The sequence below is a fragment of the Moorena sp. SIO3H5 genome (genome assembly GCF_010692395.1).
Classification (GTDB): domain Bacteria; phylum Cyanobacteriota; class Cyanobacteriia; order Cyanobacteriales; family Coleofasciculaceae; genus Moorena.
Genome location: NZ_JAAHHS010000076.1, coordinates 1 through 25,214, shown reverse-complemented (window position 1 = coordinate 25,214; position 25,214 = coordinate 1). Strand labels below are relative to the sequence as shown.

Genomic DNA, 25,214 nt, shown 5'->3' with positions numbered 1-25,214 from the left:
AGTGTGTCAGCACAGTCAAAAATATGTGGTACGGGCAAAGCCTTCTAGGAAAAAATTAGAGGTCAACCCCAAGGGGGTATATTCCAAAGTCATGCTTTCCCAGGATTTGCCCTGCCAGGATTTGCCTATACAACCAGCTCCAATTCATCCTGAAATGCTATCTACAGGGGGAATGAAAGTTGAGGTAGAAATAGCTGGAGCTGGCATGGTTGGTCGGGTAGCTCGCCTGAGAATTAATGGCAAAGACCTAGCATTTAAAGCATTTTTTGACCCAGATTTCGTCTGGCAGCATGGTCCTTGGGCGGAAATTCCCATTGGGATTAGACTGAAATATGCTCAGGTAACGAAAAATTGTGCAGAATTCTTGTTTGCTAGTCAAGATTGGATGGTATCGGAATGGATTTATCCCGATACTAATCCCGAGTTTCGTAACAATGGCATCACTTATGAACAGTTTGCAGAGCAAGAAGGTCTAACTCAACTCAATTCATTAAATATATATAATTATAATTCCTACAATATACGTCTTGATCCAGGGGGAATTCAGAAAGAATACTGGGGCAGACGCTGGCATGATTTTTTCATAGGAATAGTCTTTTACCTTAGAAAAGTCCAGCGAGAAGGATTAAAATCCCTGACACCATACCTTTCAAAAAGAATGATTACTTACCTATTACGGCGATTAATTGTTTTAATTTATCCTTGGAAGATTGGCTCGATCGGAGCAAGGGAAAAGCGATGATGAGATGATGGGATAATGAGATGATGGGATGATGAGATGATAGGTATAGCAAGCCAGAGAATAAGGTATAGTTGGGTTAGTATTCAATTACCTATTAGAGTCATACTAATTAACCTTAATAAAAATCTCCCCATCTCCCCATCTCCCCATCTCCCTATCTCCCCACACCTCCCACCCTCGCCACCCTTCCCACACTTTCATGTTTATTGACAAATACATTACCCGATCTTCTCCCATCTTTTCACACAGGAGTTTGGTAGGATATCTATAAAAGTGTCCCTAAACGCACAACTATACATCCCACAACTATACATCTCCCTCTCCTGCTATGCTTAAGAGACTAATTGGTGATCCAAACGCACGTAAGCTCAAACGGTACCAACCTGATGTTGTAGAAGTTAACCTCCTCGAAGAAGACATCCAGCACCTATCGGATGAACAACTCAGGGGCAAAACCGCAGAGTTTAAACAGCAGCTGGAGAAAGCCAACACTAGTCAAGAGCGTGATGAAATTCTTGACCAAATTCTGCCAGAAGCCTTTGCTGTAGTGCGGGAAGCAGGAAAGCGAGTGCTGGGAATGCGTCACTATGATGTCCAAGTCATGGGTGGCATTGTCCTGCACAAAGGGCAAATTGCGGAGATGAAAACTGGTGAAGGAAAAACCCTGGTGGCTACTTTACCAGCTTATCTCAATGCCATCGATAGTAAAGGGGTTCACATTGTAACCGTTAACGACTACTTAGCCCGTCGGGACGCGGAATGGATGGGACAAGTTCATCGCTTCCTAGGTCTGACTGTGGGGCTGATTCAATCGGGAATGTCGCCCCTTGAGCGGCAAAAGAACTATGCCTGTGATATAACCTATAGCACCAACAGTGAATTAGGCTTTGACTATCTGCGGGACAACATGGCCACAGCAATGTCAGATGTGGTGCAACGTCCTTTTAATTATTGCATTATTGACGAAGTAGACTCAGTACTGGTTGATGAGGCCCGAACCCCACTGATTATTTCTGGGCAAGTGGAGCGACCGACGGAGAAGTACATTAAGGCAGCAGAAATTGTCCGCATGCTCTACCCAGAAGATCCAGAAAATCCTGAACAACTAGGACACTACGAAGTTGATGAAAAAGCCCGTAACATCTTGATGACCGATGAAGGGTTTATCGAAGCAGAGCAACTTCTAGGGGTTAAAGATTTGTACGACCCCAAAGACCCTTGGGCTCATTATATTTCCAATGCCCTGAAGGCTAAGGAACTGTTTCAGAAAGATGTCAACTATATCGTGCGGAATGGCGAAGTAGTGATTGTAGACGAGTTCACTGGCCGAGTGTTGGCAGGACGGCGGTGGAGTGATGGTCTACACCAAGCCATAGAAGCCAAGGAAGGGGTAGACATTCAAAATGAAACCCAAACCCTGGCAACCATTACCTATCAGAATTTCTTCTTGCTCTATCCTAAACTTGCTGGTATGACAGGTACCGCCAAAACAGAAGAAGCGGAATTTGAAAAAATCTACAACTTGCAAGTTACCATTATTCCCACTAACAAACCTTCTAAACGTGGAGACGTTTCCGATGTGGTTTACAAGACCGAGCCAGCTAAGTGGAGGGCAGTAGCAGAAGAATGTGCTGAACTCCATGAGCAAGGACGTCCGGTGCTAGTGGGAACCACCAGTGTAGAAAAATCCGAGTTGTTGTCGGGTCTGTTAGCCGAAAAGGGGGTACCCCATAACCTGCTCAATGCTAAACCCGAAAATGTGGAGCGGGAATCAGAAATTGTGGCTCAGGCAGGACGCAAAGGAGCCTTGACTATTTCCACCAACATGGCCGGGCGCGGAACAGATATTATTTTGGGAGGTAATGCTGACTTCATGGCACGGCTGAAGCTACGGGAATATTTTATGCCCAAAATAGTGCAGCCAGAGCAAGACGAAGCCTTTGCCCCCATAGGGGTAACTGCTGCCAAGCCTAAATCGGACGCGGTTGGGTTTGCTCCAGGAAAGAAACCGAAAAGCTGGAAGGTTAGCCCTCACATTTTCCCTACCAAATTGTCCCGGGAAACCGAACAAATCCTAAAAGAGGCAGTAAATTTTGCAGTTGAACAGTATGGAGAGCAGAGTTTACCGGAATTAGAAGCAGAAGAGAAATTAGCGATCGCTTCAGAAAATGCTCCCACCAATGACCCAGTTATTCAAAAGCTGCGGGAAGTCTATAAAGCAATTCAAGGGGAATATGACTCATTAACCACCCAAGAACATGATGAAGTGGTAGAAAAAGGTGGCTTGCACGTTATTGGCACTGAACGTCATGAATCCCGCCGTATTGATAACCAACTCAGAGGACGAGCTGGACGGCAAGGTGACCCTGGTTCTACCCGATTTTTCCTAAGTTTGGAAGACAATCTCCTGCGGATATTCGGAGGCGATCGCGTAGCAAGGATGATGGATATGTTCCGGGTTGAGGAAGATATGCCCATCGAATCCGGGATGCTCACCAGCTCCTTAGAAAATGCCCAGAAAAAAGTGGAAACCTTCTACTACGATACCCGGAAGCAGGTATTTGAGTATGACGAGGTAATGAACAACCAACGGCGGGCAATTTATGCAGAAAGACGGCGAGTGCTGGAAGGACTAGACCTAAAAGAACAAGTCATCCAGTATGCCGAAAAGACCATGAGTGATATTGTAGATGCCTACGTTAACCCAGAGTTACCACCAGAAGAGTGGGATTTAGAGAGCTTGGTAGGAAAGGTCAAAGAATTTGTCTACTTACTGCAAGATCTAGAACCACAGCATCTAGAAGATATGACTGTCGGGGAAATCAAAACCTTCCTCCATGAAGAAGTCCGCAAAGCCTACGATATCAAGGAAGCTCAAGTCGATCAAATCCAGCCAGGACTAATGCGACAAGCTGAACGATTCTTTATCTTGAATCAAATCGATAACCTCTGGCGAGAGCATTTACAATCCATGGATGCCCTACGGGAGTCAGTGGGATTACGAGGTTATGGCCAAAAAGACCCCCTGATTGAGTATAAGCAGGAAGGCTATGAGATGTTCTTGGAAATGATGATCGATATCCGCCGGAATGTGGTATATTCCCTGTTCCAGTTCCAGCCACAAATGCAACCACAAGCAGTGTAATACCTTATGTAGAATGTCTTATGCAGAATTAAGAATGTAGAATTAAGAATGTAGAATGTAGAATGTCTTATGTAGAATGTAGAATGCAGAATGCAGAATGCAGAATGTAGAATGTAGAATTCCAAATTCTTAACTCCAAATTCTTAATTCCAAATTCTAAATTCTTAATTCTTAATTCTTATCTAAATTCCAAATTCTTAATTCTTAATTCTTAATTCTTAATTCCAAATTCTTAATTCTACGGTCTAATCAACTTCCGTTCTGCCTGACGATACTCAGCAATCTTTCTGGCTCGTTGTAAAGGAATATAAGTAATCATTGCCACTAAGGGGATACCGGTTACTACCACAGCCGCTGGTACCAATGGATCAAGCAATCCCAGGATAAAAATTAGACCCAAACTACTCCCAAACGCTGTACTCACCAGTGACAGCCAGATCGAAAAATGCCTAGTCAATCCCCTATCCATAAACTTTTCTACCACAATACCGATTGCTACCCCACTCATCAATCCACCCACTAGTCCAGCTACAGCCCCAACCACTGTTGTAGCTTCTGCTGTTGCTACCAATCCAGTCAAAGCCGTTACCCAGGTAACCATACCAACTAAAATACCAGCCGTTCCTCCTGCCATTGCTCCTGAGTTTCGACCAGCTGTTGCCGTTAACCAAGCTGCCAATTCCAAACCTACCGCTGCCCCAGCTAAGGTGCTAAAACCAGGTGTCGCACTAATTCCCATTAGAGTTCCGTAGATCAGCAGACTAGAGGCTATAATCCAATCAACAGCTACAGCAAATAGTAACAATAGGGCTAGGTAAGTGTAGGGGAGTTTTTTTCGAGTAATTGGGATAGGAGCAGTTTTGAGATTAATATCTAACGAATAGGTCTTAGGCGAAGAATTTGTGTGCAGTAAAACTTGTCTGTAGTAAGTTTTATCTGCCATCAACTTTCCAGTATCAATGGTGATTTTGCACTCAACTTCATTCCCTTCAAAGGTGGCTGGCTCCAAAGAAATCCAGCTATGGTAATCGGGGGTATGAGGTGGATCGTTAAGATGGGGCGCAACTTCCCACTTTCCAGTTAAAGTGGTATCAGGTATAGGATTCTTGATCGAGATCGAGTGAGTCAGTTTTTTGCCCAAGCTAGTCCCGGTGAACTCCAGACTAGTGTGACTCAAGTCAACCTTTGGTAAACAAATCGGGTCAGTAGGTATAGCGGCTAGAGCTGCTCTAGCATTGGGATAGCGGTTTTCCAGTTGGGGTTCCACCATTTTTTCTAACCACTTCACCCAATGGGGACTCACCTTGGGAATTAAATGCTGAAAATTAACCTGATAGCGGATATCAACTAAATCATCAATATCTTCTGCTTTGGTATTACTCAATAAGCAAATTAATGTGATCCCTACACTATAGAGATCTGATGCTTCGGTTAGTTGACGCCGAAATAATTGCTCTGGTGGCATAAAGCCTAAGGTTCCTTTAACCAGGCTACTAACCCCTACTTCTCCATCCCCCAGTCGGGCAAAACCAAAACCAATCAGATAGACATTGAGATCATCATCTACCAAGATATTAGCTGGTTGAACATCCCGATGAATTACTGAGGGAATACGGTTTTGGAGATAGACAAAAATTTCCAGCAAATAAATCGCAATTCGCTTAATTTCATCAGGACTAAAACTTCGCGGTTTGGCCAGAGATGAGGCTTGTTTATACTCCTGAACTAGGCAAAAGCCATCTTCAGTTTGGAAGGAATCTAGATAGCAGGGTATACCCGGATGTTCCAATCCTCGCAGCACTTGAATTTCACGCTCGTATGTGTCATAATTTAACCAGTTTGTGTTATTTTTAATAAACTGAAACTGCTTAATTACAACATACTGTTGAGTGTTAATCTTTATCGCCAGGTAAGTGTCTTTGCCAACGGCTTGATTGCACTTTAACTCCCTGATGATCTGATAGCCATGAATTTTAAATTCTAGACAATTATTCATAAGCTTATAGAAATTTATCAACATTTAACCTGCGGGGTTAAATGTTGATAAATTTAGTGGTTAAGAAACCAAGAGCTATTACTAGTTTCTCTAACTGGTATAACTCTAACTGGTTTAAACTACATCACGTTTGATGGTATTGCTGGTTGATTAGTTTCAGTTTTTTCCCAGGGGAAAGACTTGTATTTTACGTAGAAACCACCTAATACCACCAGTATGATAATAATCATACCAATACCTAGGGAACTGGGTAGCCAAAATGCCACTTCGATATGGTTAATTTGACCAGGTTGCAGTGTCCAAACTAGCTGATGTCCATCATCGTAAATCTTGGGACGAATAGCATTGGGAGATTTCTCAATACTGTTTGCTCCCCAAGGGGTCTCTAGGCTAAACTGCAAATCGAACAGTGAACCAGTAGTAACCACAACCTTGCCATTATCAGAGTTGATTACCCCTAGGCTGCGCAAATCCAGGTCATAGCTTAAGTGATTTCGTTGCACCACAAAAAAGTTGTTTTGATCTAGGCGTAAATTAGAGTTAAAACTTGGGTTACTATCACTCTCTGCTGCTAATCGAGGATCTTCTGGGTGACCAACTGGGTTAAAAAACTGCTCAAACTTGGATACTAATTCCTTACCGTTGTTAAAGGGAATTGCGATCGCAATTTCTCGGTCTGAGAGGCGCTGGGTTTTGCCCTGAAGCTGCTTTGCCCGACTTTCGAGACTTCTGAGCCATTCAGTGGCCTCAGCATCGCTCAACTTTGTCAGCTGTTCTCCAAGCTTGATCTGCTGGACAATCTTGCCATGGTGTTCACCGTCAAACCTGACCCCAAGATCATATTTGACACAACCAGACAGTAGCACTGATACCAGCACAACCACCCCCAGAACCCGTAAATGCCCCAGAGTTCGACTAACCAACTGCCTTAAACTCACAAAATTTAACTTCACCAACCCTTCTCCTTTTTTTCTTAGTGTCTTTAGGGATGTATTAAACAATAGGTCGATTTGTTACATAATATATAACCCAAAACTGATACTATAGCATGTTGTAATAATGTCAGAGAATCTCATAAACTAGCCCAAATCCTATGAATAAGCCTACTTTACGTAAACTGCATAGTACTTTAGCTCCAATCATATTACTGCCTTTCATGATCACGGCAATCACCGGGATAGCCTATCGATTAGCGAGAAGCTGGTTTGGGCTTTCCAAAGATCAAGCCCATATTTTAATGGTGATTCATGAAGGAAGATTCCTTGGTGATCAACTAAAGCCAATTTATGTACTTTTAAATGGTTTAGCGTTAATTTTTATGTTAGTTACAGGTATAGTAATGTATTGGAAAAGTATCAGCAAGAAAGGTATTTTTTCCAGCAAAGCGACAGATAAAAAAACTGCCCCAGATAGTTAATCAAGTGACTCTAGCCGTTTTTAATTCGGTGAGGTACATTTTTTTAGGGAGCAGGGAGCAGGGAGCAGGGAGCAGGGAGCAGGGAGCAGGGAGTCGGGAGCAGGGAGTCGGGAGCGGTGCGACCCACCCAACCCTTGGATTTAAGCAAAGTTCAAGAAACAGTCTCTGCTGCTAATATAGCGGTATTTAGCCTAATGAGGTACACCAATTTTTTTTCCTGTTCCCTCTGCTCCTCCTGGGAGGGGTTAGCTTTGGGTTAATCTTCACTGTTCCCGTCTTGATGCAGTCGCTCATGGGGGAAACCACGGCAGTCGCTCATGGGGGGAACCCCCAAGACCGCGCTGCCTTCCCAAGACCGCGCTGCATCGCTGTTCCCTGTTCCCTGTTCCCTAAAACCAGAAAATATGTACCTCACCATATTTACAACCGCTATATCAAAGTCCAAACCAAATCAATCCACCCAGGGTTAAACTCACCACACCAACAGCTAGCCAGACGAATTGATTATCCTTAGTGTTAATCTCAGCAGGATCTAGGGGTTCTGGTACCAAGCCTAGGCTAGGCTGGTTGCGTCCGCTAAAAGACTTATACACATAACTCTCCCGGTCGTCACTTTCTGCGATCGCACCTAAGTCAGGAATGTTGGTCATCCATTCTGCTGGTCTAGTAAGCTGAGGAGCTTGCAGAATATAGAGTAAATCTTTACCTTGTTTGGAGGTGTCTAGGTCAGGATGGCTAGTCAGCTGTTGGCAAAGTGCGATCGCTTCCGCTTTTTGCCCAGCTGCCTCATAAGCCATCACCAACCACATTTGCACCTCTCCCCCGAGCCCAGAGGATAGATTTACCAAATTCCTGGCTGTGGTCAAATGCTCTATAGAAGCACGATATTCTCCTCGTTCAAATGCTGCTTTTCCTGACTGGTACTCAAGGTATAATTTTTCATTAGCCATTAGTCATTCTTTAATTATAGCAATTCAACAACTTGTGAGGTACAAATTTATAGTTTTTAGGGAGCAGGGAGCAGGGAGCAGGGAGTACGGAATAGCTAAGTCGTAAGAGAGAAGAGGTAAAAAATAATTCGTACCTCATAGCTACGATAAACTATCTATTAATTTTTAATAATTAAAGAATTAATTATTAATTTCCATTTTCAATTAAGGTTCTTCAGTACCTTTGATGCTAAATGTACAGTTAAAAAGCTTATAAAGCTTACTTTACAGGGGTTCTGAGGCTATTTAACTAGCAAAATTTTCTGAATACCGCCTCTTCCGACTACTCCGAAGTCCCTGCTCCGTTCGCTTAGCGTGGCCAACGGCCTCAGTCCCTGCTCCGAAGTCCCTTTGCAAAAGTGTTTATTTAGCATAACAAGTACGGAAGAGCCTCAATTAACAATTTCCTACTTGCCATTTGCCATTTTTCCTTAGTTGGTAAATGCTGATCCGACAATCATCGAACCGATTCCTTCATCGGTAAAGATTTCCAGGAGCAGGGCATGGGGAATGCGACCATCAATAATATGAGCGGCACGTACCCCTTGGGCAAGCGATCGCACACAGCAGTTTACTTTAGGAATCATGCCACCAGAAACTACTCCAGTGTCAATCAACTCCCGTGATTGTTGAATATCTAGCTTAGGAATCAGGCTAGATGGATCTTTAGGATCCGTCAAAACCCCAGGGGTATCAGTCAGCAAGATCAGCTTTTCTGCTTCTAAAGCAGCTGCGATCGCACCGGCAACCGTGTCAGCGTTGATATTGTAAGCTTGGCCAGTATCATCAGCCGCCACACTAGACACTACTGGAATGTAGCCACTATTAACCAAAGACTCTACTAGTCGCACATCTACACTACTCACTTCCCCAACAAAGCCAATACCCTTTTGACCTTCTGGGCGTGCTACGAATAAGTTACCATCTTTGCCACATAGCCCGACAGCATTACCACCAGCGTGGTTAATTCGAGAGACTAACTCTTTATTAACCCGACCCACCAGCACCATCTCCACTACATCCATCGTGGCAGCATCGGTCACCCGCAGACCATTCTTAAATTGTGGCTCAATCCCTAATTTCCCCAGCCAGCTATTGATTTCCGGACCACCACCGTGGATAACTATTGGTCGTACACCCACAGAAGCTAAGAAGACAATATCCCGGATTACCTGATCTTTGAGATTGCTGTCTTTCATTGCCGCACCACCATACTTAACCACCACTGTGCGACCAGCAAACTTTTGGATGTAGGGTAGTGCTTCACTAAGTACCCGCACCCGGGTTGCTTCAGTTTCCCTTATGTACTCTTGAGTATAGAGCATAGGCAATCACTCAAATCTATAATCACATCCACAGCAGTTTAAATCATTTTCAGGGCTTAGGGCTAGATAGAATGGCTCGTTCCTTAAAAATTGGAACAGACAAAGCTTCAGCTACCTGTAGTAGGGTGGGCAAGGTTTTGCCCACCCTACCCATGGAGGTGATATAGGTATAATTTTCGACCCTACTCCCTACTCCCGTCTTGATGCAGTCGCTCATGGGGGAAACCCCCAAGACCGCGCTGCATAGCTACTCCCTACTCCCTACTCCCGGCTCCCTACTCCCATTCACCTAGGACCAGGTACCTCACCCAGATATTGAAATCAGATAGTTTTTCTAAAAAATTGCGGATTTACAAGCACAAGTCAAGACTAATTTAAAATAATAAAACAAGGCTACCAGCTTAAAGCCGGGCTTTATATTAAATTTACCTTAATGAGAAATTAGTAATCAGTAATTTTCCCTCACTACTACCGAGCAATGACCGATTACCATTAGCTCCTGTGTTAGCTTAAGTATATAGCCTAACAAACAATTGCTTAGTTACCTGTTTCACTTCAATGCTGAAAATCCTTCTAAAACAGCTGCGCCACGATCATTATATTCTTTGGTCTAACAGCTTAATTATTCTACTATTTTTAGTTTTAAGTATCTATGTCAAGATTCAGGACAGGGGTTATATAGTTGTAAGACTTTTTGATGATCCTTTTCTTCTAAATCGCCCCTACATCGGCACTTTATCAGCTGTGTCTGAATTAATGTGGTGCGTAGTAGTAACCATTTGTTTATGGTGCTGGTTCTTGCTAAACAAAATTCAGCCAAAAAAACAAATAAATCGATTTATTTTATACTCTGCTATTGGCATTGGAATATTATTAATTGATGATGTCTTCAGGATTAATTTAATACTAGCAAAGCAAGGGATTTCCAAAGCGCCGGTGTATTTTATTTATGGCATGGGTGCCATCCTCTATGGATTAGCGTTTTGGAGGATAATTCGAGCTACACCATATATACTCCTGATGATTGCGGCAATTTTATTTGTCATATCTGGTTTGGTGGATTCATCCCATTTGTCAGGACAAGGAAGCCGAGCCATGCTAGAAGATGCCACTCGGTTATTGGGTATTATGAACATCACTCTCTATTTCAGCCAGGTATGCTGGCAGGTGATGCTGCAATCTTTGAATAGAAAGAGAAATCCAGCTACCTAAGTCCCAAATTATTATTTAAAGTTCTCTGGGCAAAGAATTGTTGTGGGGTAATTTTAAATTCCGTAATTTCACAGATTTACAGTCGGTGGTGAAAACGCTAAGAATAGAATAACCAAGTGTGTCTTAGTGTCATCGGAGGTGATTACCTTCTTGATACCCAGTTCCCCTTTAAAAGGGAATTAACTCCAACGGATAACTAGGAGATTTGCTACTTGGTAAGAAACCAAGCTGGTTAATCTGACCATTGCTGTTACCGTCGGTGTTGCTGGAAATTCTTGCCCAATTGACCAACGGCATATGCTCAAAACCTTACAAGACATGTTCTCCGGTCATTATCTATCCCACGAGCATGGCTATGTCTGGAAGCCTGAATTAGTTGGAATTCATGCTGGATCGGATTTGCTAATTGCCCTATCCTATTACTCTATTCTGCTGTTGCTGATCTATTTTTGGTCTAAAAACCAAGATCTGCCATTACTGAAGATTTTATTACTATTTAGTGCCTTGGTTTTTTTCTGTGGGACCAGTCACTTGCTGGAGGTCTGGACAATTTGGCATCCAGATTATTGGCTCTCTGGTTTAGTCAAAGGCACTAGTGCCATACTTTCTCTGTCTAGCGCGATCGCACTAATAGTAGTGATGCCGAAAGTCTTAGCATTGTCGAGTCCAGCTCAACTGGAAGCGACTAACACAGCTCTGGAAAAGGAAATTGCTGGACGTAGACAAACCCTAGAAGAACTACTGAGATCCCAACAAGCCTTGTCCCTCCTGGTAGAGCAAACTCCCCTTGGTTTCATTGAGTGGAGCCTGGATGGTCAAGTGATGCAGTGGAACCATGTAGCCGAGAAAATTTTTGGCTATAAAAAGATTGATGCTTTTGGGCATCGTGCCCATGAATTGATGAAGCCGCAATCTTCCGTAGAGCAGCTCCAACGAGTTCTGCAAGACTGTTTGAATTTTCAGTACAGCAACTGCATTACGGAAAACTACCATCCACAAGATGGCAGTAGTATATTTTGCCAGTGGCACAATGCTCCCTTAATTGAATCTGATGGTACCGTCATCGGAGTCGTCTCCGTGGTAGAGGATATCACAAAGCGCAAGCTAGAGGAGGATGTACTCAGCCAAGCCTATGAAGAGTTAGAAAAACGAGTATTAGAACGAACAAAGCAACTAGCAGCAGCCAATGAAGTCTTAAAAGCTGAAATCAGGGAGCGCCGCCAGATTGAGTCGGAATTAGGCAACAACCTAGAGCTGCTCAACCTATTTTTGGAATATGTACCCGCAGCTATTGCCATGTTCGATCAGCAGATGAGGTACCAGTTTGTGAGTCGCCACTGGTACTCAGAGTACAAAATATCTGATGACAACATCATTGGCAAAAGCTACTACGACATATTTCCAGAAACTCCTGAGCGTTGGAAGACAATACACCAACGGTGTTTAGAAGGTGATTCAGTAGAGTGTGAAGAAGATTTGTTTATTCGCGCTAATGGTGAACAACAGTGGCTCAAGTGGGAAATCCGTCCTTGGGTTGACATTGCTGGGAAAATTAGCGGTATCATTATGAGTACTGAGGTAATTACAGAGCGTAAAGAAGCTCAAGAGGCACTCAAAAGACTTAATCAAGATTTATCCCGATCTAACCGTGAGTTAGAACAGTTTGCCTACGTGGCTTCCCATGATTTACAAGAACCACTACGAGCCATTAGTAGCTACACCCAACTCTTAGCTAAAAAATACCAGAGTAACCTGGATGCTCAAGCAGATAAGTATATTCATTACATCGTAGATGGCGCTACCAATATGCAGCAGTTAATCCAGGATCTGCTGAGTTTTTCTCGGGTGGGAACCCATGGTAAAGAATTAGCAGTTACTGACTGTGAGGTAGTACTGAATCGGGTTTTAGACAATTTAAATGTAGCGATTATCGAGAGCGATGTCATAGTTACCCATGACTCCTTACCTGTAGTGATGGGGGATGATATACAATTGAGTCAACTTCTGCAAAATCTCATCGGTAATGCTATTAAGTTTCGCAGCCAAGAGCTACCCAGAGTCTATATTTCAGCGAAACTGAAGGCTAAGGAATGGATCTTTTCAGTTCGTGATAATGGTATTGGTATTGAGCCCGAGTACTTTGAGCGCATCTTCACTATTTTCCAGCGCTTGCATACCCGCCGTGAGTATCCCGGCACAGGCATTGGTCTAGCAGTTTGTAAGAAGATTGTAGAGCGTCATGGGGGAAAAATTTGGGTAGATTCAGAGCTAGGAGTAGGCACAACATTCTACTTCTCAATACCACAGCATCATCAGGATTTAAACATTATCTAAAAATTTTAAGAATTGGCATCATAAAATATTATGACAAATACTCAAGCAATTGATATTCTGCTGGTAGAAGATTCGTCGAGTGATGCCGAACTCATTTTAGAGGCATTATGTGATAGCAACCTATCTAGTAACTTTCATTGGGTTGATGATGGTGCTAAAGCGATCGCATTCCTCCGTCAGCAGGGAAAATATCAGGAAGCCCCACGTCCAGCTTTAATTTTTCTGGATCTGAATTTACCTAAAAAAGATGGTCGCGAGGTTCTCCAAGAAATCAAGCAAGACCCCCAGATAAGTACGATACCAATTATTATATTAACCACATCTCAATCTGAGCAAGATATTATCAATACTTATAAACTAAAAGCTAACTGCTACATTTGTAAACCCATTGATTGGGAAAATTTTCTGTCGATGGTGAAGCAGATTGAAGAATTTTGGTTAGACCTTGTTAGACTGCCATCATATCAATAAATATGGACACCCATTCCCTAAAAATACTCCTAGTAGAAGATAACCCAGCTGATGCGGATCTTCTCCAAATCATTTTAACTGATGCCCAAGAGATTCAGTGGTCACTGGTGCAGGTAGAAAAGTTACAAGATGCTATTGATTCCCTCAGGAAACATCATTTTGATATAGTCTTGTTAGACCTATCGTTACCAGATAAACAGGGATTAATTACGGTAACAAAAACCCACGAGGTAGTACCGGATTTACCCATTGTGGTGTTAACGGGTCTTAATGATAGAGTTACGGCTCTAGAAGCATTACGAAAAGGAGCACAAGATTATTTAGTCAAGGGCAAAATTGATAGTGAATTGCTGATTCGCACAATTCGCTATGCCATTGAGCGAGCCAATACTATGAAGCAGCTTCGACAAAGTGAGGAGCAATTGCAACGACTCAATGAGGAATTAGAGCATCGCGTTGCGGAACAAACCGATGAATTAAGGAAAAAAAATCAGTACCTGCAACGGGAAATTGTCAGTCGGAAGTGCTTGGAAGAAGAACTTCGTCAGGCGTTGAATAAAGAAAAAGAACTCAATGACCTCAAATCTCGGATTGTTTCTGTCGTTTCTCATGAATATCGCACCCCACTAGCCACCATCCTATCTTCCGCAGAATTATTAGAACATTATAGTCATAAATGGTCTGACGAAAAAAAGCAACGTCATTTTCAACGGATTCAAACCACGGTTAAACATCTGACTAAGTTAGTGAGTGATGTACTGCTATTCAGTAAAGCTGAGGCAGGAAAATTGGAATTCAAACCATTACCTATGGATTTGTTAGGATTCTGTCAGGAAATTGTGGAAGAATTTAAACTAACAGCTAAGCCTGGGTTGACTATTAACTTTAACTGTATGGATAATACAAAGGAAACCTCCTGCTGTATTAGTCAGGGTTGGTTTGACAAAACTTATCTAGATGAAAAACTTTTGCGGCAAATTCTGTCTAATTTGCTCTCCAATGGGATTAAGTATTCACCGGATGGGGGTGATATCCAATTTGATCTGATCATGAGTGATCATAGTACTATGTTCCGGATCCAAGATTCCGGGATTGGCATCCCCCCAGAAGACCAAAAAGGCTTATTTGAGGCTTTCCAGCGCAGTAGTAATGTTGGTACTATCTCTGGTACCGGACTAGGATTAGCAATTGTCAAAAAATGTGTTAACCTCCACGGTGGTGAGATTTGTGTAGAGAGTGAAGTGGGAGTTGGTACAGCCTTTACGGTCACATTGCCATTACACTCATCCCGTTATTCAGGTGTTAGGTCTTAGGTTAATGGTGGTTAAGCTGTTCAGGGTAAGTATGCCTAATCAGTCTTGCTGGTGAGCAAATTGGTGAGCACCAAATAGAGAAAGTGCGATCGCAAACCCCAGCAGAATCGGTATCGCATACCAGGGAAACTCGGACACAGGTAAGTAAGCAGCAGCCCGGAGTCCAGTGCTGGTATAACTTAGAGGCAATAGATAGACAATCACTTTTAGGGCTGTAGGTAAGGTCTCTGGGTCAAAAAACGTCCCACCTAAGAACGACATCGGAACAATTAAGAAGTTGTTGAAAAGACCAACCATTTCCAAGGATTTGACATTCAATCCCACTATCACCCCTAAACCCGCAAACACAGCACAATTAAGCACTAGCAATAATAGAAATAAGGGATTGAGAAAACTCCATACTTTCCCAGTAAACAGCACTGCTACCAAAATCACTGAAGCAGATGTCATTAATCCCCGCAAAATCCCCGCCATCATTTTGCCCACATGCAAGGCTAAGGGATGCACTGGCATCAACAAGGTTTCCTCAAAGGTTTTCGTGTATAGCCGATCACCGCAAATGGAAAAGGTGGTGCCAGCAAAGCTAATGGTCATAGACGACAGCGCCACCATTCCTGGCAGAATAAATTCTAAATAGGATTCACCAACTGGGGGAGTCATTGTCCGATCTAACGTACTCCCTAGGCCAAGACCAAATGCTAAGATGTAGATCACTGGGGAGATTAGCCCACTAGCAACGACTTGGGTGGCTCGCACCCGTAACTTTAGCCAGTCCCCCCACAAAACCGTGAGGCTATCTGTGACTATAGTCGGTAACTGGGACCCTTTTATAGTGTTTTGATGGGGCAGTGATAGATTGGATTTCACAGTATCGGTTTCAATTAAGTTAATTTTCCTTTACATTAATCAATAATACTACCGACTACCACAAGTCATTAATCGTAGGGTGGGAAGTGCCTACCAACGCCCTTTGCAAGCTTCATGATCTGTCTGCTGCACTGCCCACCATACATGAACTGGGAATTGTAACAGGCAAGATGCCTGTTCCACTCCCGACTCCCGACTCCCGACTCCCGACTGGGAATTGTAACAGGCAAGATGCCTGTTCCACTCCCGACTCCCGACTCCCGACTCCCGACTCCCGACTCCCGACTCCCGACTCCCGACTGGGAATTTTAACAGGCAAGATGCCTGTTCCACTGTTCCCTGTTCCCGACAACTGCCGCGAAGTCTAAGTACTCAAAGATGGCAAGAAACTGACAATACCAGGAAAGGCAATAATCAACACTAACACCAGCAGTTGCAACAGAATAAACGGAATCGCACCTCGGTAAATTTCCATGGTTTTTACCTCTGGTGGAGCCACACCCCGTAAATAAAACAGAGCAAAGCCAAAGGGTGGTGTCAGAAATGAGGCTTGGAGATTGGCTCCGATAATTACCCCATACCAGACCAAGTCAAGGTTAAGCTGTTGAGCCACTGGAGCAAACAGCGGTACTACAATAAAGGCAATCTCAAAAAAGTCTATAAAGAAGCCTAGTAGGAAAATAGTTAACATACTGACTACTAGGAAGCCAATGTAACCGCCGGGAAGGTTTAACAGCATCGCTTCCATGACGCGATCGCCATTCAAGCCACGAAACACTAAACTAAATGCTGTTGAACCGAGCAATATAAAAATCACCATGCTGGTAATCCGCATCGTGGCATCAGAGCTCTGTCGCAGGGATGGCAAATTCAACTGACCATTCACACCAGCCAATACTATTGCGCCCAGGCAACCCACAGCCCCTGCTTCCGTTGGAGTAGCAATGCCAAAAAAGATACTGCCCAATACTAATAGAATTAACAATAACGGCGGTACCATTGATTGGATCACCCGCTTTCCCAACGCTTTGCCACTGATATTTCGGACTTCTAGGGGTAGGGCTGGTGCTGCGTCTGGCTTGAGCCATGCTACAATGACCACGTGAATGGCAAACGCCCCAGCCATCATTAAACCAGGAATCACGGAACCGATAAACAGGTCTCCTACGGAAATTCCTAACTGATCCGCCAATACCACCAGGACTACACTCGGGGGGATAATCTGTCCTAATGTCCCCGATGCCACGATTACCCCAGTGGCTAGTTCTTTGTTATAACCGTAGCGCAACATAATTGGTAGGGAAATCAGTCCCATGGCTACTACTGTTGCGGCAACGACTCCAGTAGATGCCGCCAGCAACGCTCCCACAATTACCACCGCTAAGGCCAATCCCCCTCGCAGCCGTCCAAACAGAATTCCCATGGTTTCCAACAGCTGCTCAGCAATGCCAGATTTTTCTAGCATCGAACCCATAAAAATAAAGTAGGGCACGGCTAGGAGAGTGTAGTTGCCCATGATCCCGAAAATCCGCTGGGGCATAGCGGTCATGAAAATCGGGTCAAAGATACCCAAACTCACTCCTATGATGGCAAACAAAATTGCCACCCCACCTAGGGAGAAGGCTACCGGGTAACCTATGGAAAGTAATACTAAGGCACCGCCAAACATGGCTGGACCTAACCAGTCATAACCCATGGTTTTAGTCCTCCTCCTGGGGTGCCAAATATCCCGCAAAAATTGCCCAGTTTTTGATCGCTTCTGAGATTCCTTGAAGAATCAGCAACCCAAAGCTGACAATAATCATGGATTTAATTGGATAACGGGGTAACCCTCCTGGATCTGGGGACATCTCTTGAATCGTCCAGGAATTAACAATTGCCCCCCAAGAAAAATAAATTACCATGATGCAGAAGGGAATTAAGAACAATAATGTCCCAATTAAATTAGCGATCGCTTGAGCCTTTGGCCTCAAACTCTTATAAAAAACATCCACTCGCACATGGCCATTATGCTTAAGAGTGTAAGCCGCCCCCAACAGGAATACTAAGTCAAATAAGTACCACTGAGTTTCGATAAACCCATTAGAACTCAAATTTTCTCCTATAAAACGTCCCAAGTAGCGACCAACGACATTCCACACACCAATCATGATCATCAGTGGCAAAATCCAGTAGGTTAAGCGACCGATTCTCTCGTTAAAGCTATCAATTACTCTAGAGATACGTAATAGTTGTTGCAATAGCCACACTCCTCACTTACCAGCTATTGGAATGATATTTTAACATAGCAAGTCCCAAGTCGCTAAGTAGCTGGACAAAAATAAACCTCGCTGTCTTAACTTGTGTAAAGTTGCCAAAAATCCCTCTATTCCCTGCTCCCTGCTCCCTGCTCCCTGCTCCCTAAAAACCCAGAACGAAAGGCCTAACTGAATGGCAAACCGCTGTAGGTATTATTAACAATTTGAGACCTATCTTTTGATATCACAAATCATTACGCTCTTTAACTATCGATCGGTTCAAGCGATATACTCAGCTTTCCCCGGCTACAGGATAAAAATAAAGTTGACCGGAAGAACGTTAATAAACAGAGGAAAGCAAGGATTTTAAAAGGATTGACCGGGGCTAGTCCGAAAATTTCTGGTATTAGCCAGTTCCATAGAACAATAACGAGTGAGTATTTTATTATAGGTTCAATCAGCGAACTCAACATCGACCACAGAAAAAAAGAAATACACTGTCTCCAATTGATGGTGGTGTCATTGGACTGGATATTGTAAGAATCACCCATTACTTTTTACCGGATATTCATAGGTAAATAACAATCTCGCTAGAATCGTCAGCCCAATTGCTTGAAGCCATGAAACTTTTTGAATGTCAAACATTGTGGGCATTAGCCAATTCCAGAGCATAAATACCAAAGGGCTCCAAAGAATTGAAATCAAGATTAAAACAGGAATTCGTATTAAGGATTTGATGGTTGATACCTTAAGGGTCTCGAATGCCCAATTCGGAATTGTATTCTCAATTTCAGATGGTGATGGTGTCATAATTTCTCTCCTAGGATAAGCTAATCTGATTTGGGAGCATGTCACTTTTGAAATTAGGTACATAGATCCCCCCTAACCCCCCTTAAAAAAGGGTTTCAGCTTGCTCTGATAGTAAATCGTTCATCTCTGCTGCCACTTTGATCTACTCCCAATTTGATCAGAACTTAGGAGACACAGGGATGAAAGGCTTTGTAAGCCATGAGTTTTACCTCTTGCTACAATTCATTTCAATCAAGATATTTATAGAATGTCAGATAATCCCCTGGCTTCGCAGTACCCTTAAGGGTACCTTTTTTGTTAAGAATGATTAACGTTATAGCAATTCTATTTCCCATGAGGTACAAAGATATCCCCCGTTGGTCTCCCTTAAAAAGGGTGACTTTTAGGTTGATAAGTTTACCTCATAAATGCAATAACTGCTATAAGTTATTTTAGCTATAGTTCAGTATCTAATCCATTTTTTTCTGAAGAGATTCCAAACAAGACAGCGATTGCCTTTGAATGGTGAATTGAGAATGTAGAATGAAGAATGAAGAATGTAGAATCTAGAATTAATAATTAAGAATTAAGAATGTAGAATTAAGAATGTAGAATTGGAAATTCTGACTTCTGACTTCTGCCTTCTGCCTTCTGCCTTCTGCCTTCTGCCTTCTGCCTTTTGCCTTCTGCTTTCAACCTTAAAACCTTCAACCTTAAAACCTTCAACCTTAAAACCTTCAACCTTCAACACTCTGCGAGCACAATCGCTCCAATAACTCCTTCGGAATAGTTTCAAAATCTTCCAACAAAAAATCCATAATCGCCAGATGGCGCAAGTGACCAGCAGTTGGAGGGTAACAGCGACGACTGGTGGAAAACCAGCCATTAACCGTGTGAACGGAACAGGAGCAGATCAAAGCTATATCTTCGTGAGTTACGTCCCACTTCTGGTAGAACCGTTGCGGTGTCATACCTAATTCCAAGTAACTGTATAGTCGGATCAATATTTGCTCTCGTTCCGTGATGGCATAGGGATAGGAATTTTCCTGCTTCGGTTCCGTCTGTTGTCCAAGCTGTTCAAGACGCTCCATTGTGCTACGCACACGCGACGCGAAGGCTTCGTGATAATCGAGCTTGATGATGAAAGAATCGTGTCTTGATGCAAAGCGCGAGTGGGGACGGACTGCATCAAGACAGGGATGAGAGCTAGGTCGCTTATACAGTCTACTTTTTAGCTCTCATGTCTCCGTTTCCAAAAGATATTATTAGACCAACGTTGTTCTAATTGGTATTGGTGACCTAGCATTTCCAAGTAAAGTTTGTAGTTTTTTTCATGGATAAAGCTATAGGCAGGAAGTGCCTCTCGTTTGCCCATTAAATGATCGGCGATCGCATTACCAGCATAAAAACCTCCTCCTAAGGCAGAAGCAATCCCGTAAGATGAAATTGGGTCATAGGCAAAAGCAGCATCCCCTACAGCCAACCAGTTTTCTCCAAAAACCTGCCGTAAATGGGAACTATTTGCCATTCGGATCGTAATTTTATTATTTGAGTCCGAAATTAGATAATCTTTTACCAAAGCGCCGATTAAGTGGGTTTTGCTTAATGCTTCTTGGTACAAATCAATATTGAGCATAGCTTTAGACAACAAATCGGCATCAGTCAGAAAAACCGCCATTAAGCGATTACCAGGTACAACCGTTGCATACCACCAACCGTTTTCTACTGCTTCGATATAGGTATAGTGAGCAATGGTGTGATTCAGTTGCAGGTTAAACGGACATGCTAGACCGATCAAACGATCGTATTGCTCTCGCTTAACGCCCAAACATTGAGCCAGTTTGGCTATTCTACCTGTAGCATCCACCAGAAAATGCGATCGCCAGGTTCGTGGCTCGCCTTTACAATTAACAGTAAGCTGCCAATTGTTATCGAGATCCTGCTCAACTTTTAAGAATTTACAACCCATTAACCACTCTACGGCTTGATCCTTGCTCAGTTGATAGAGGTGCTTTTCAAAATTCAGACGGTTCAAATGCCATCCATTGCCATTAGTCTCGAAGATAAAGAGTTTTTCCTGGATCGACTCTCCTCCCCAGATATATTGATTTCCATGACAAACCAAATGTTCTGGTTCTTTTAAGCATCGATCTAGCCCAAATATCTTCAAAAGTGGCAATACATTAGGGGGAATAGTTTCACCAACTTTAGTGGTAATCTGAGCTGAAGCTTCTATAATTAAACTTGCAATCCCCCGTCTAGCGAGTGTTAAAGCCGTGGCGGTCCCAGCTACACCGCCACCGATAATAATAACCTGTCGGCTATCCATGAACTGTTTATCGCTCGTCGCGTTTAAACAATGGACGTTCCTGCTTGGGTCTTTCTTCCGGCACTGCTCGAGAAACTGCGGACAGAATGTCTTGAGCTTTTTCTATATGTGATTTCTCATCTGGTTCCCGATCTGCTTCCCGATCTGCTTCCTGAGCATTTTCAGCCCGTAAGACTTGCTCAAAACTTGGATCTGACTGAGCAAACGGTCCGCGATCTGATTCTATCCATAGGGTGCTGGGCAAAAACTCCTCCTCTTTGCTTTCAGGTACTGGGTGTTGAGCGATAATACCAAGTTGATACCATTGCTTGACCATATTGTTGATCCTTAATTGATATTGACTCCCTAAATCCCGCAGCCAATCCTGGCGGTAATCAAAGTGTTTGAGACGTTGGGCAATATTCAAATTTGGGTCAGTGAGACGTTTAAAACTATCTTCGCTCAAGACTTGGTTAGGGACGCGGGCTGCCCAGAATGAAGGCAACGGCAGATAGGTTGAAGGGTCGTATCCTGACAGACAACTAGCTTCATCAGTTTGCCAGGGCACACCCAGCCAGCGGGTCAGAGTTCCTGGTCCACTGCCATCCAAAGGTCCATCCGCTCCTACAGCAATTTGGGGGTTTAGCCAGTATCCAAAATCATCCGGTGGCTGTTCCCCTTCAGGCAATACCTTTAACCGAAATGGCTTCTCCCACATAATCAGATTACGCAACGGCCAGGTAATTTCAATCCCTGGGTGAAACGGTCCTCCCAGACATTCTTCTAAGGGAGCAATAGTTAGGGCTTCTGCTTGCTTTGGTGGAGACAACTCGTAGAAAGACTTGCAGACATCAAGGGGATCTGAGCTGAAGTTACCCTCCGCCCATTGCTCCAGCCATTGGTATTGTGTTTCGGTAACGGCAAGGTCAACTTGAGGCAAGTTGTTATATTCGCCAAATGCATCCCCATAAAAAGGAGGAATCTCTGCTGGTTCGTATTCCTGGCTGTTAGGATTTCTGAACCATTCAAATAATCTCATCCGGCCTGGTTTAGAAGCCTCGGAAGGATCGGATAGTTGGGCTACTAATCCGGGTTCAGTCAAGTCACTGGGTGAATTTTTACCAAATAAGAAGAAAAAGCCAGAGTTTACCCATTGGGTTTGACTCATTCGCTCAAAAATTGGGTAGATATGCTGCCAAAAATTAAGTTGACTTGGACCAGAAACCCATCCTTCCTGGATAAACAAATTCAGTACCACATCATACATCGTTACCACCCCGTATAATCCCTGTCCAAAATTGGGAGGGGTAACAACAACCATTGCTGGTTCAGCTTCCAGGGTTTGACCATTATAGACTACTGTTGCTCTGATTGGACCATCACAGACATCATCGTGCCAGCCGTCATTGTTAGCAAAAGTTGTTGCTTCTTTACCTGTGTATGACTCTGATTTGCCCTCACCACCAAAGAACAGCAAACGACCTTTATGATCGGTTCTGATTTCTCCGAGGGGTACTTCTTTACCGAAGAACTTTCCACCAGTCAAATGATATTGAGAGCCACTGACTTCAATTCCAGAAATTGATTTTGAGCCTGGGTCAATAATTAGTTGTTGGCGGTCTTCACCCTGAATTGAGAAGTTCCGGAATTGGGCAGGAAGAGCAAGTTCTCCAAGATCCATAGCATTGTTAAATTCATACCATCCGGCTTTGCGATTTGCCACATGAACCCGCCATGTAATTGTCGCATCATCATCGACAGTAAGCTCTTTTATGACCTCATCATTGTCATTCAAACCGTAGATGCGAAAACGCACAACCTGCTTTTTGAGCCTACCCTGGCTATCTTTATAACCCCCTTCCACTTGAGCTGGTTGACCGGGAATTTCAGGCGCGATATAGTAATCGACTGGATTATTGGCCGGAGCATTTCCAATGCGTGCAATACCAATAGGTGGGTAAATACTTACTTTCGTAATTTCCTGATTCATGATGTATCTTAGTAGCCGTACAAGTGAATAAATTGCTAAGAATAGGGGCGTTGCTGATGTTGGGTATGATTATGCCCAAATTTGGGGGTCAAAAAACTCTCTTGCGTCCCCCAAATTTGCGGGATTCAGGGGGCGTTACCAAAACCAGGTATGGCATATTCATTCCTTGATTCAGCAACGCCCAACCTTCACCATTCTACATTCTTAATTCTCCATTCTCAATTCTCCATTCTCAATTCTCAATTCTCAATTCTTAATTCTCAATTCTCAATTCTCAATTCTTAATTCTCCATTCTTAATTCTACATTCTCTCCTCCTTCAAGCACAATCGCTGTCTTGATGCAGTCGCTCATGGGGGAAACCCCCAAGACCGCGCTGCATCGCTCCAATAACTCCCTCGGAATAGTCTCAAAATCTTCCAACAAAAAATCCATAATCGCCAGATGGCGCAACTGACCAGCAGTGGGAGGGTAACAGCGACGACTGGTGGAAAACCAGCCATTAACCGTGTGAACAGAACAGGAGCAGATCAAAGCTATATCTTCGTGAGTTACGTCCCACTTCTGGTAGAACCGTTGCGGTGTCATACCCAATTGAGAATAACTGTATAGTCGGATTAGAATTTGCTCTCGCTCCGTGATCGGATAGGGACACAAATTTTCCTGCTTCGGTTCCCTCTGTTGTCCAAGCTGCTCAAGACCCTCCATTGCTTCACGATAATCGATGGAATGATGAATAAATCGTTGTTTTGCCATTATGATAGAGTTACCTAAACTGTAGTTTGGGAAAGAGCCGCGCTTGTGGCCGGTCAAGCGAAAAGCGCGGCTTTTTTTGGGATGTTTATAGTATAACTATTGGCTAAGATTGTTGTCAAGTGAAAAAAAAAATCTGGATAAATTTTCGTTATTGTAATAATTAGTTACAATTAAATAGTTAGGATGATAACATATTTAGCTAATAGCAACTTAAGCATAGGTTAAGACATAGTATTTTGGTTGAAAGGGAGCAGTTAATATAAATATATATTAACCTTGTTATCTCAAGAGTTTCCTGATAAAGTAATGATTATTATCATTGATAATGCTCCTAATAACACTAGTCACGTGGGTAGAAGTTCCTGATAATATTATTTTATTTTTATCTAATGAAATTGTAGGTAGTCTAACTGGCTGGTCAGCGATCGCCTTTGGCGCGGCTTCGCCGATCGCTTTTAGCGGAAGCTGAGGCCTTTGGCCACGCTTCGCGTTCGCGTAGCGTCTCTGTAGGAGAATCGCATCGCACCACCCATTTACATCATTTTCATTCGATCAGAATTTGGAAAAATCTTTAAGTTCCGGTAACCCCAGTTACAAGCCTTATCAATACTGTAAATTGATTATTTCGAGTCTCGGTTTAACTGTTGGGCTACTGTTTTAGGGTCTTTGTCTACTTCCTTTGTCTTTGAATTGAGGTCGATGTCAGGATAGAGTTTTTGTGCTTCTTGATAGACGGAAATAGCCTTCTGTATTTCCCCTTTTCTTGCTAGTTTTCCTCCCTGATGCACTTTGGCTAGTGCGGCTAACAAGTGCGCTACTGTTTTTGGATCTTTATCTATTTCCTCTGTATATGGGTTGAGGTCGATGTCAGGATTGAGTTTTTGCGCTTCTTGATAGACAGAAATAGCCTTCTCTATTTTCCCCCTTCTTGCTAGCCACCTACCCAGTCTTACCTTCCTTTGTGTAGCGAAATGTTGCACCACTGTTTTTGGATCTTTATCTATTTCCTCTGTATCTGGGTTGAGGTCGATGTCAGGATTGAGTTTTTGCGCTTCTTGATAGGCAGAAATAGCCTCCTTTATTTTCCCCTCTCTTGCTAGTATCGCTCCTTCAATTACCTTAGGTTGTGCGGCTAACAAGTGCGCTACTATTTTAGGGTCTTTGTCTATTTCCTCTGTATCTTGGTTGAGGTCAATATCAGGATTGAGTTTTTGTGCTTCTTGATAGGCAGAAATAGCCTCCTCTATTTTCCCCTCTCTTGCTAGTATCGCTCCCTCTTGTATCTTGGCTGGTGCGGCTAACAAGTGCGCTACTATTTTAGGGA

General features: G+C 43.2%; 25 protein-coding genes and 1 pseudogene. 8 read left to right on the top strand and 18 right to left on the bottom strand.

What is annotated here, in order from left to right; all coding sequences use genetic code 11:
• Positions 1 to 742: pseudogene (locus F6K52_RS11460) on the top strand (hypothetical protein); the annotation flags it as partial.
• Positions 743 to 847: 105 nt separating this feature from the next.
• On the opposite strand, the gene F6K52_RS11455 reads toward F6K52_RS11460, so the two are convergent.
• A complete protein-coding gene (locus F6K52_RS11455; protein WP_293077495.1) occupies positions 848 to 979 on the bottom strand; it encodes a hypothetical protein in 132 nt (43 codons plus the stop codon).
• A gap of 91 nt (positions 980 to 1,070) precedes the next feature.
• Between F6K52_RS11455 and secA the strand changes: the two genes are divergently transcribed.
• Positions 1,071 to 3,887, top strand: a complete 2,817-nt coding sequence (gene secA, locus F6K52_RS11450; RefSeq protein ID WP_293077493.1) for a preprotein translocase subunit SecA — start codon at positions 1,071 to 1,073, stop codon at positions 3,885 to 3,887.
• A 238-nt stretch (positions 3,888 to 4,125) separates the two neighbouring features.
• Here the strand turns inward: secA and F6K52_RS11445 are convergent, their stop codons facing one another.
• Both F6K52_RS11445 and F6K52_RS11440 read right to left on the bottom strand, forming a co-directional pair.
• Entirely contained in the window at positions 4,126 to 5,883 is a 1,758-nt protein-coding gene (locus F6K52_RS11445) for a protein kinase (RefSeq protein ID WP_293077491.1), read from the bottom strand.
• A 119-nt stretch (positions 5,884 to 6,002) separates the two neighbouring features.
• Positions 6,003 to 6,836, bottom strand: a complete 834-nt coding sequence (locus F6K52_RS11440; protein WP_293077489.1) for a DUF3153 domain-containing protein — start codon at positions 6,834 to 6,836, stop codon at positions 6,003 to 6,005.
• Between the two features lie 140 nt (positions 6,837 to 6,976).
• Between F6K52_RS11440 and F6K52_RS11435 the strand changes: the two genes are divergently transcribed.
• Positions 6,977 to 7,300: a PepSY-associated TM helix domain-containing protein gene (locus tag F6K52_RS11435; protein WP_293077487.1), complete on the top strand. Its 324-nt coding sequence runs from the start codon at positions 6,977 to 6,979 to the stop codon at positions 7,298 to 7,300.
• Between the two features lie 256 nt (positions 7,301 to 7,556).
• Here the strand turns inward: F6K52_RS11435 and F6K52_RS11430 are convergent, their stop codons facing one another.
• From F6K52_RS11430 to F6K52_RS11410, 5 genes are all read right to left on the bottom strand, one after another.
• Positions 7,557 to 7,715: a hypothetical protein gene (locus tag F6K52_RS11430; RefSeq protein WP_293077485.1), complete on the bottom strand. Its 159-nt coding sequence runs from the start codon at positions 7,713 to 7,715 to the stop codon at positions 7,557 to 7,559.
• 19 nt (positions 7,716 to 7,734) lie between these two features.
• Positions 7,735 to 8,250: a hypothetical protein gene (locus tag F6K52_RS11425; RefSeq protein ID WP_293077483.1), complete on the bottom strand. Its 516-nt coding sequence runs from the start codon at positions 8,248 to 8,250 to the stop codon at positions 7,735 to 7,737.
• 10 nt (positions 8,251 to 8,260) lie between these two features.
• Positions 8,261 to 8,389, bottom strand: coding sequence for a hypothetical protein (locus F6K52_RS11420; protein ID WP_293077482.1), 129 nt, complete (start codon positions 8,387 to 8,389; stop codon positions 8,261 to 8,263).
• A gap of 331 nt (positions 8,390 to 8,720) precedes the next feature.
• A complete protein-coding gene (argB, locus tag F6K52_RS11415) occupies positions 8,721 to 9,614 on the bottom strand; it encodes an acetylglutamate kinase (RefSeq protein WP_293077481.1) in 894 nt (297 codons plus the stop codon).
• Between the two features lie 49 nt (positions 9,615 to 9,663).
• Positions 9,664 to 9,831 (bottom strand): hypothetical protein, encoded by a 168-nt coding sequence (locus F6K52_RS11410; RefSeq protein ID WP_293077479.1) that lies wholly within the window; start codon positions 9,829 to 9,831, stop codon positions 9,664 to 9,666.
• A gap of 341 nt (positions 9,832 to 10,172) precedes the next feature.
• On the opposite strand from F6K52_RS11410, the gene F6K52_RS11405 reads away from it, so the two are divergent.
• Complete coding sequence (locus F6K52_RS11405) at positions 10,173 to 10,826, top strand: hypothetical protein (protein ID WP_293077477.1); 654 nt, start codon at positions 10,173 to 10,175, stop codon at positions 10,824 to 10,826.
• A 168-nt stretch (positions 10,827 to 10,994) separates the two neighbouring features.
• Here F6K52_RS11405 and F6K52_RS11400 read toward each other — a convergent pair whose 3' ends face one another.
• Positions 10,995 to 11,123 carry a hypothetical protein gene (locus F6K52_RS11400; RefSeq protein WP_293077475.1) on the bottom strand — a complete coding sequence of 43 codons (129 nt, stop codon included), beginning with the start codon at positions 11,121 to 11,123 and terminating at the stop codon, positions 10,995 to 10,997.
• On the opposite strand from F6K52_RS11400, the gene F6K52_RS11395 reads away from it, so the two are divergent.
• The 3 genes from F6K52_RS11395 to F6K52_RS11385 are packed head-to-tail and all read left to right on the top strand — an operon-like array spanning position 11,124 to position 14,944.
• Positions 11,124 to 13,160: a PAS domain S-box protein gene (locus tag F6K52_RS11395; protein WP_293077472.1), complete on the top strand. Its 2,037-nt coding sequence runs from the start codon at positions 11,124 to 11,126 to the stop codon at positions 13,158 to 13,160.
• A 30-nt stretch (positions 13,161 to 13,190) separates the two neighbouring features.
• Positions 13,191 to 13,631, top strand: coding sequence for a response regulator (locus F6K52_RS11390; RefSeq protein ID WP_293077470.1), 441 nt, complete (start codon positions 13,191 to 13,193; stop codon positions 13,629 to 13,631).
• Positions 13,632 to 13,633: 2 nt separating this feature from the next.
• Complete coding sequence (locus tag F6K52_RS11385; RefSeq protein ID WP_293077468.1) at positions 13,634 to 14,944, top strand: ATP-binding protein; 1,311 nt, start codon at positions 13,634 to 13,636, stop codon at positions 14,942 to 14,944.
• Between the two features lie 39 nt (positions 14,945 to 14,983).
• On the opposite strand, the gene F6K52_RS11380 is transcribed toward F6K52_RS11385, so the two are convergent.
• Entirely contained in the window at positions 14,984 to 15,811 is an 828-nt protein-coding gene (locus F6K52_RS11380; protein WP_293077467.1) for an ABC transporter permease, read from the bottom strand.
• A gap of 86 nt (positions 15,812 to 15,897) precedes the next feature.
• Here F6K52_RS11380 and F6K52_RS11375 point away from each other — a divergent pair, with 86 nt between their 5' ends.
• Positions 15,898 to 16,179 (top strand): hypothetical protein, encoded by a 282-nt coding sequence (locus F6K52_RS11375; protein ID WP_293077465.1) that lies wholly within the window; start codon positions 15,898 to 15,900, stop codon positions 16,177 to 16,179.
• Here the strand turns inward: F6K52_RS11375 and F6K52_RS11370 are convergent.
• From F6K52_RS11370 to F6K52_RS11335, 8 genes are all read right to left on the bottom strand, one after another.
• Positions 16,176 to 17,507 carry a TRAP transporter large permease subunit gene (locus F6K52_RS11370; protein WP_293077463.1) on the bottom strand — a complete coding sequence of 444 codons (1,332 nt, stop codon included), beginning with the start codon at positions 17,505 to 17,507 and terminating at the stop codon, positions 16,176 to 16,178. The two genes, F6K52_RS11375 and F6K52_RS11370, sit on opposite strands and share 4 nt — an antisense overlap.
• A 4-nt stretch (positions 17,508 to 17,511) precedes the next feature.
• Positions 17,512 to 18,051, bottom strand: coding sequence for a TRAP transporter small permease subunit (locus tag F6K52_RS11365; RefSeq protein WP_293077461.1), 540 nt, complete (start codon positions 18,049 to 18,051; stop codon positions 17,512 to 17,514).
• Between the two features lie 540 nt (positions 18,052 to 18,591).
• Complete coding sequence (locus F6K52_RS11360; RefSeq protein ID WP_070392892.1) at positions 18,592 to 18,858, bottom strand: hypothetical protein; 267 nt, start codon at positions 18,856 to 18,858, stop codon at positions 18,592 to 18,594.
• Between the two features lie 716 nt (positions 18,859 to 19,574).
• Positions 19,575 to 19,928 carry a hypothetical protein gene (locus F6K52_RS11355; protein WP_293077458.1) on the bottom strand — a complete coding sequence of 118 codons (354 nt, stop codon included), beginning with the start codon at positions 19,926 to 19,928 and terminating at the stop codon, positions 19,575 to 19,577.
• A gap of 140 nt (positions 19,929 to 20,068) precedes the next feature.
• Entirely contained in the window at positions 20,069 to 21,166 is a 1,098-nt protein-coding gene (locus F6K52_RS11350; protein WP_293077456.1) for an FAD-dependent monooxygenase, read from the bottom strand.
• A 7-nt stretch (positions 21,167 to 21,173) separates the two neighbouring features.
• Entirely contained in the window at positions 21,174 to 23,135 is a 1,962-nt protein-coding gene (locus tag F6K52_RS11345; RefSeq protein ID WP_293077453.1) for a LodA/GoxA family CTQ-dependent oxidase, read from the bottom strand.
• Positions 23,136 to 23,416: 281 nt separating this feature from the next.
• Positions 23,417 to 23,890, bottom strand: a complete 474-nt coding sequence (locus F6K52_RS11340; protein WP_293077451.1) for a hypothetical protein — start codon at positions 23,888 to 23,890, stop codon at positions 23,417 to 23,419.
• Positions 23,891 to 24,510: 620 nt separating this feature from the next.
• Positions 24,511 to 25,214 (bottom strand): tetratricopeptide repeat protein (locus F6K52_RS11335; RefSeq protein ID WP_293077449.1); only part of this gene is annotated, 704 nt, incomplete at its 5' end.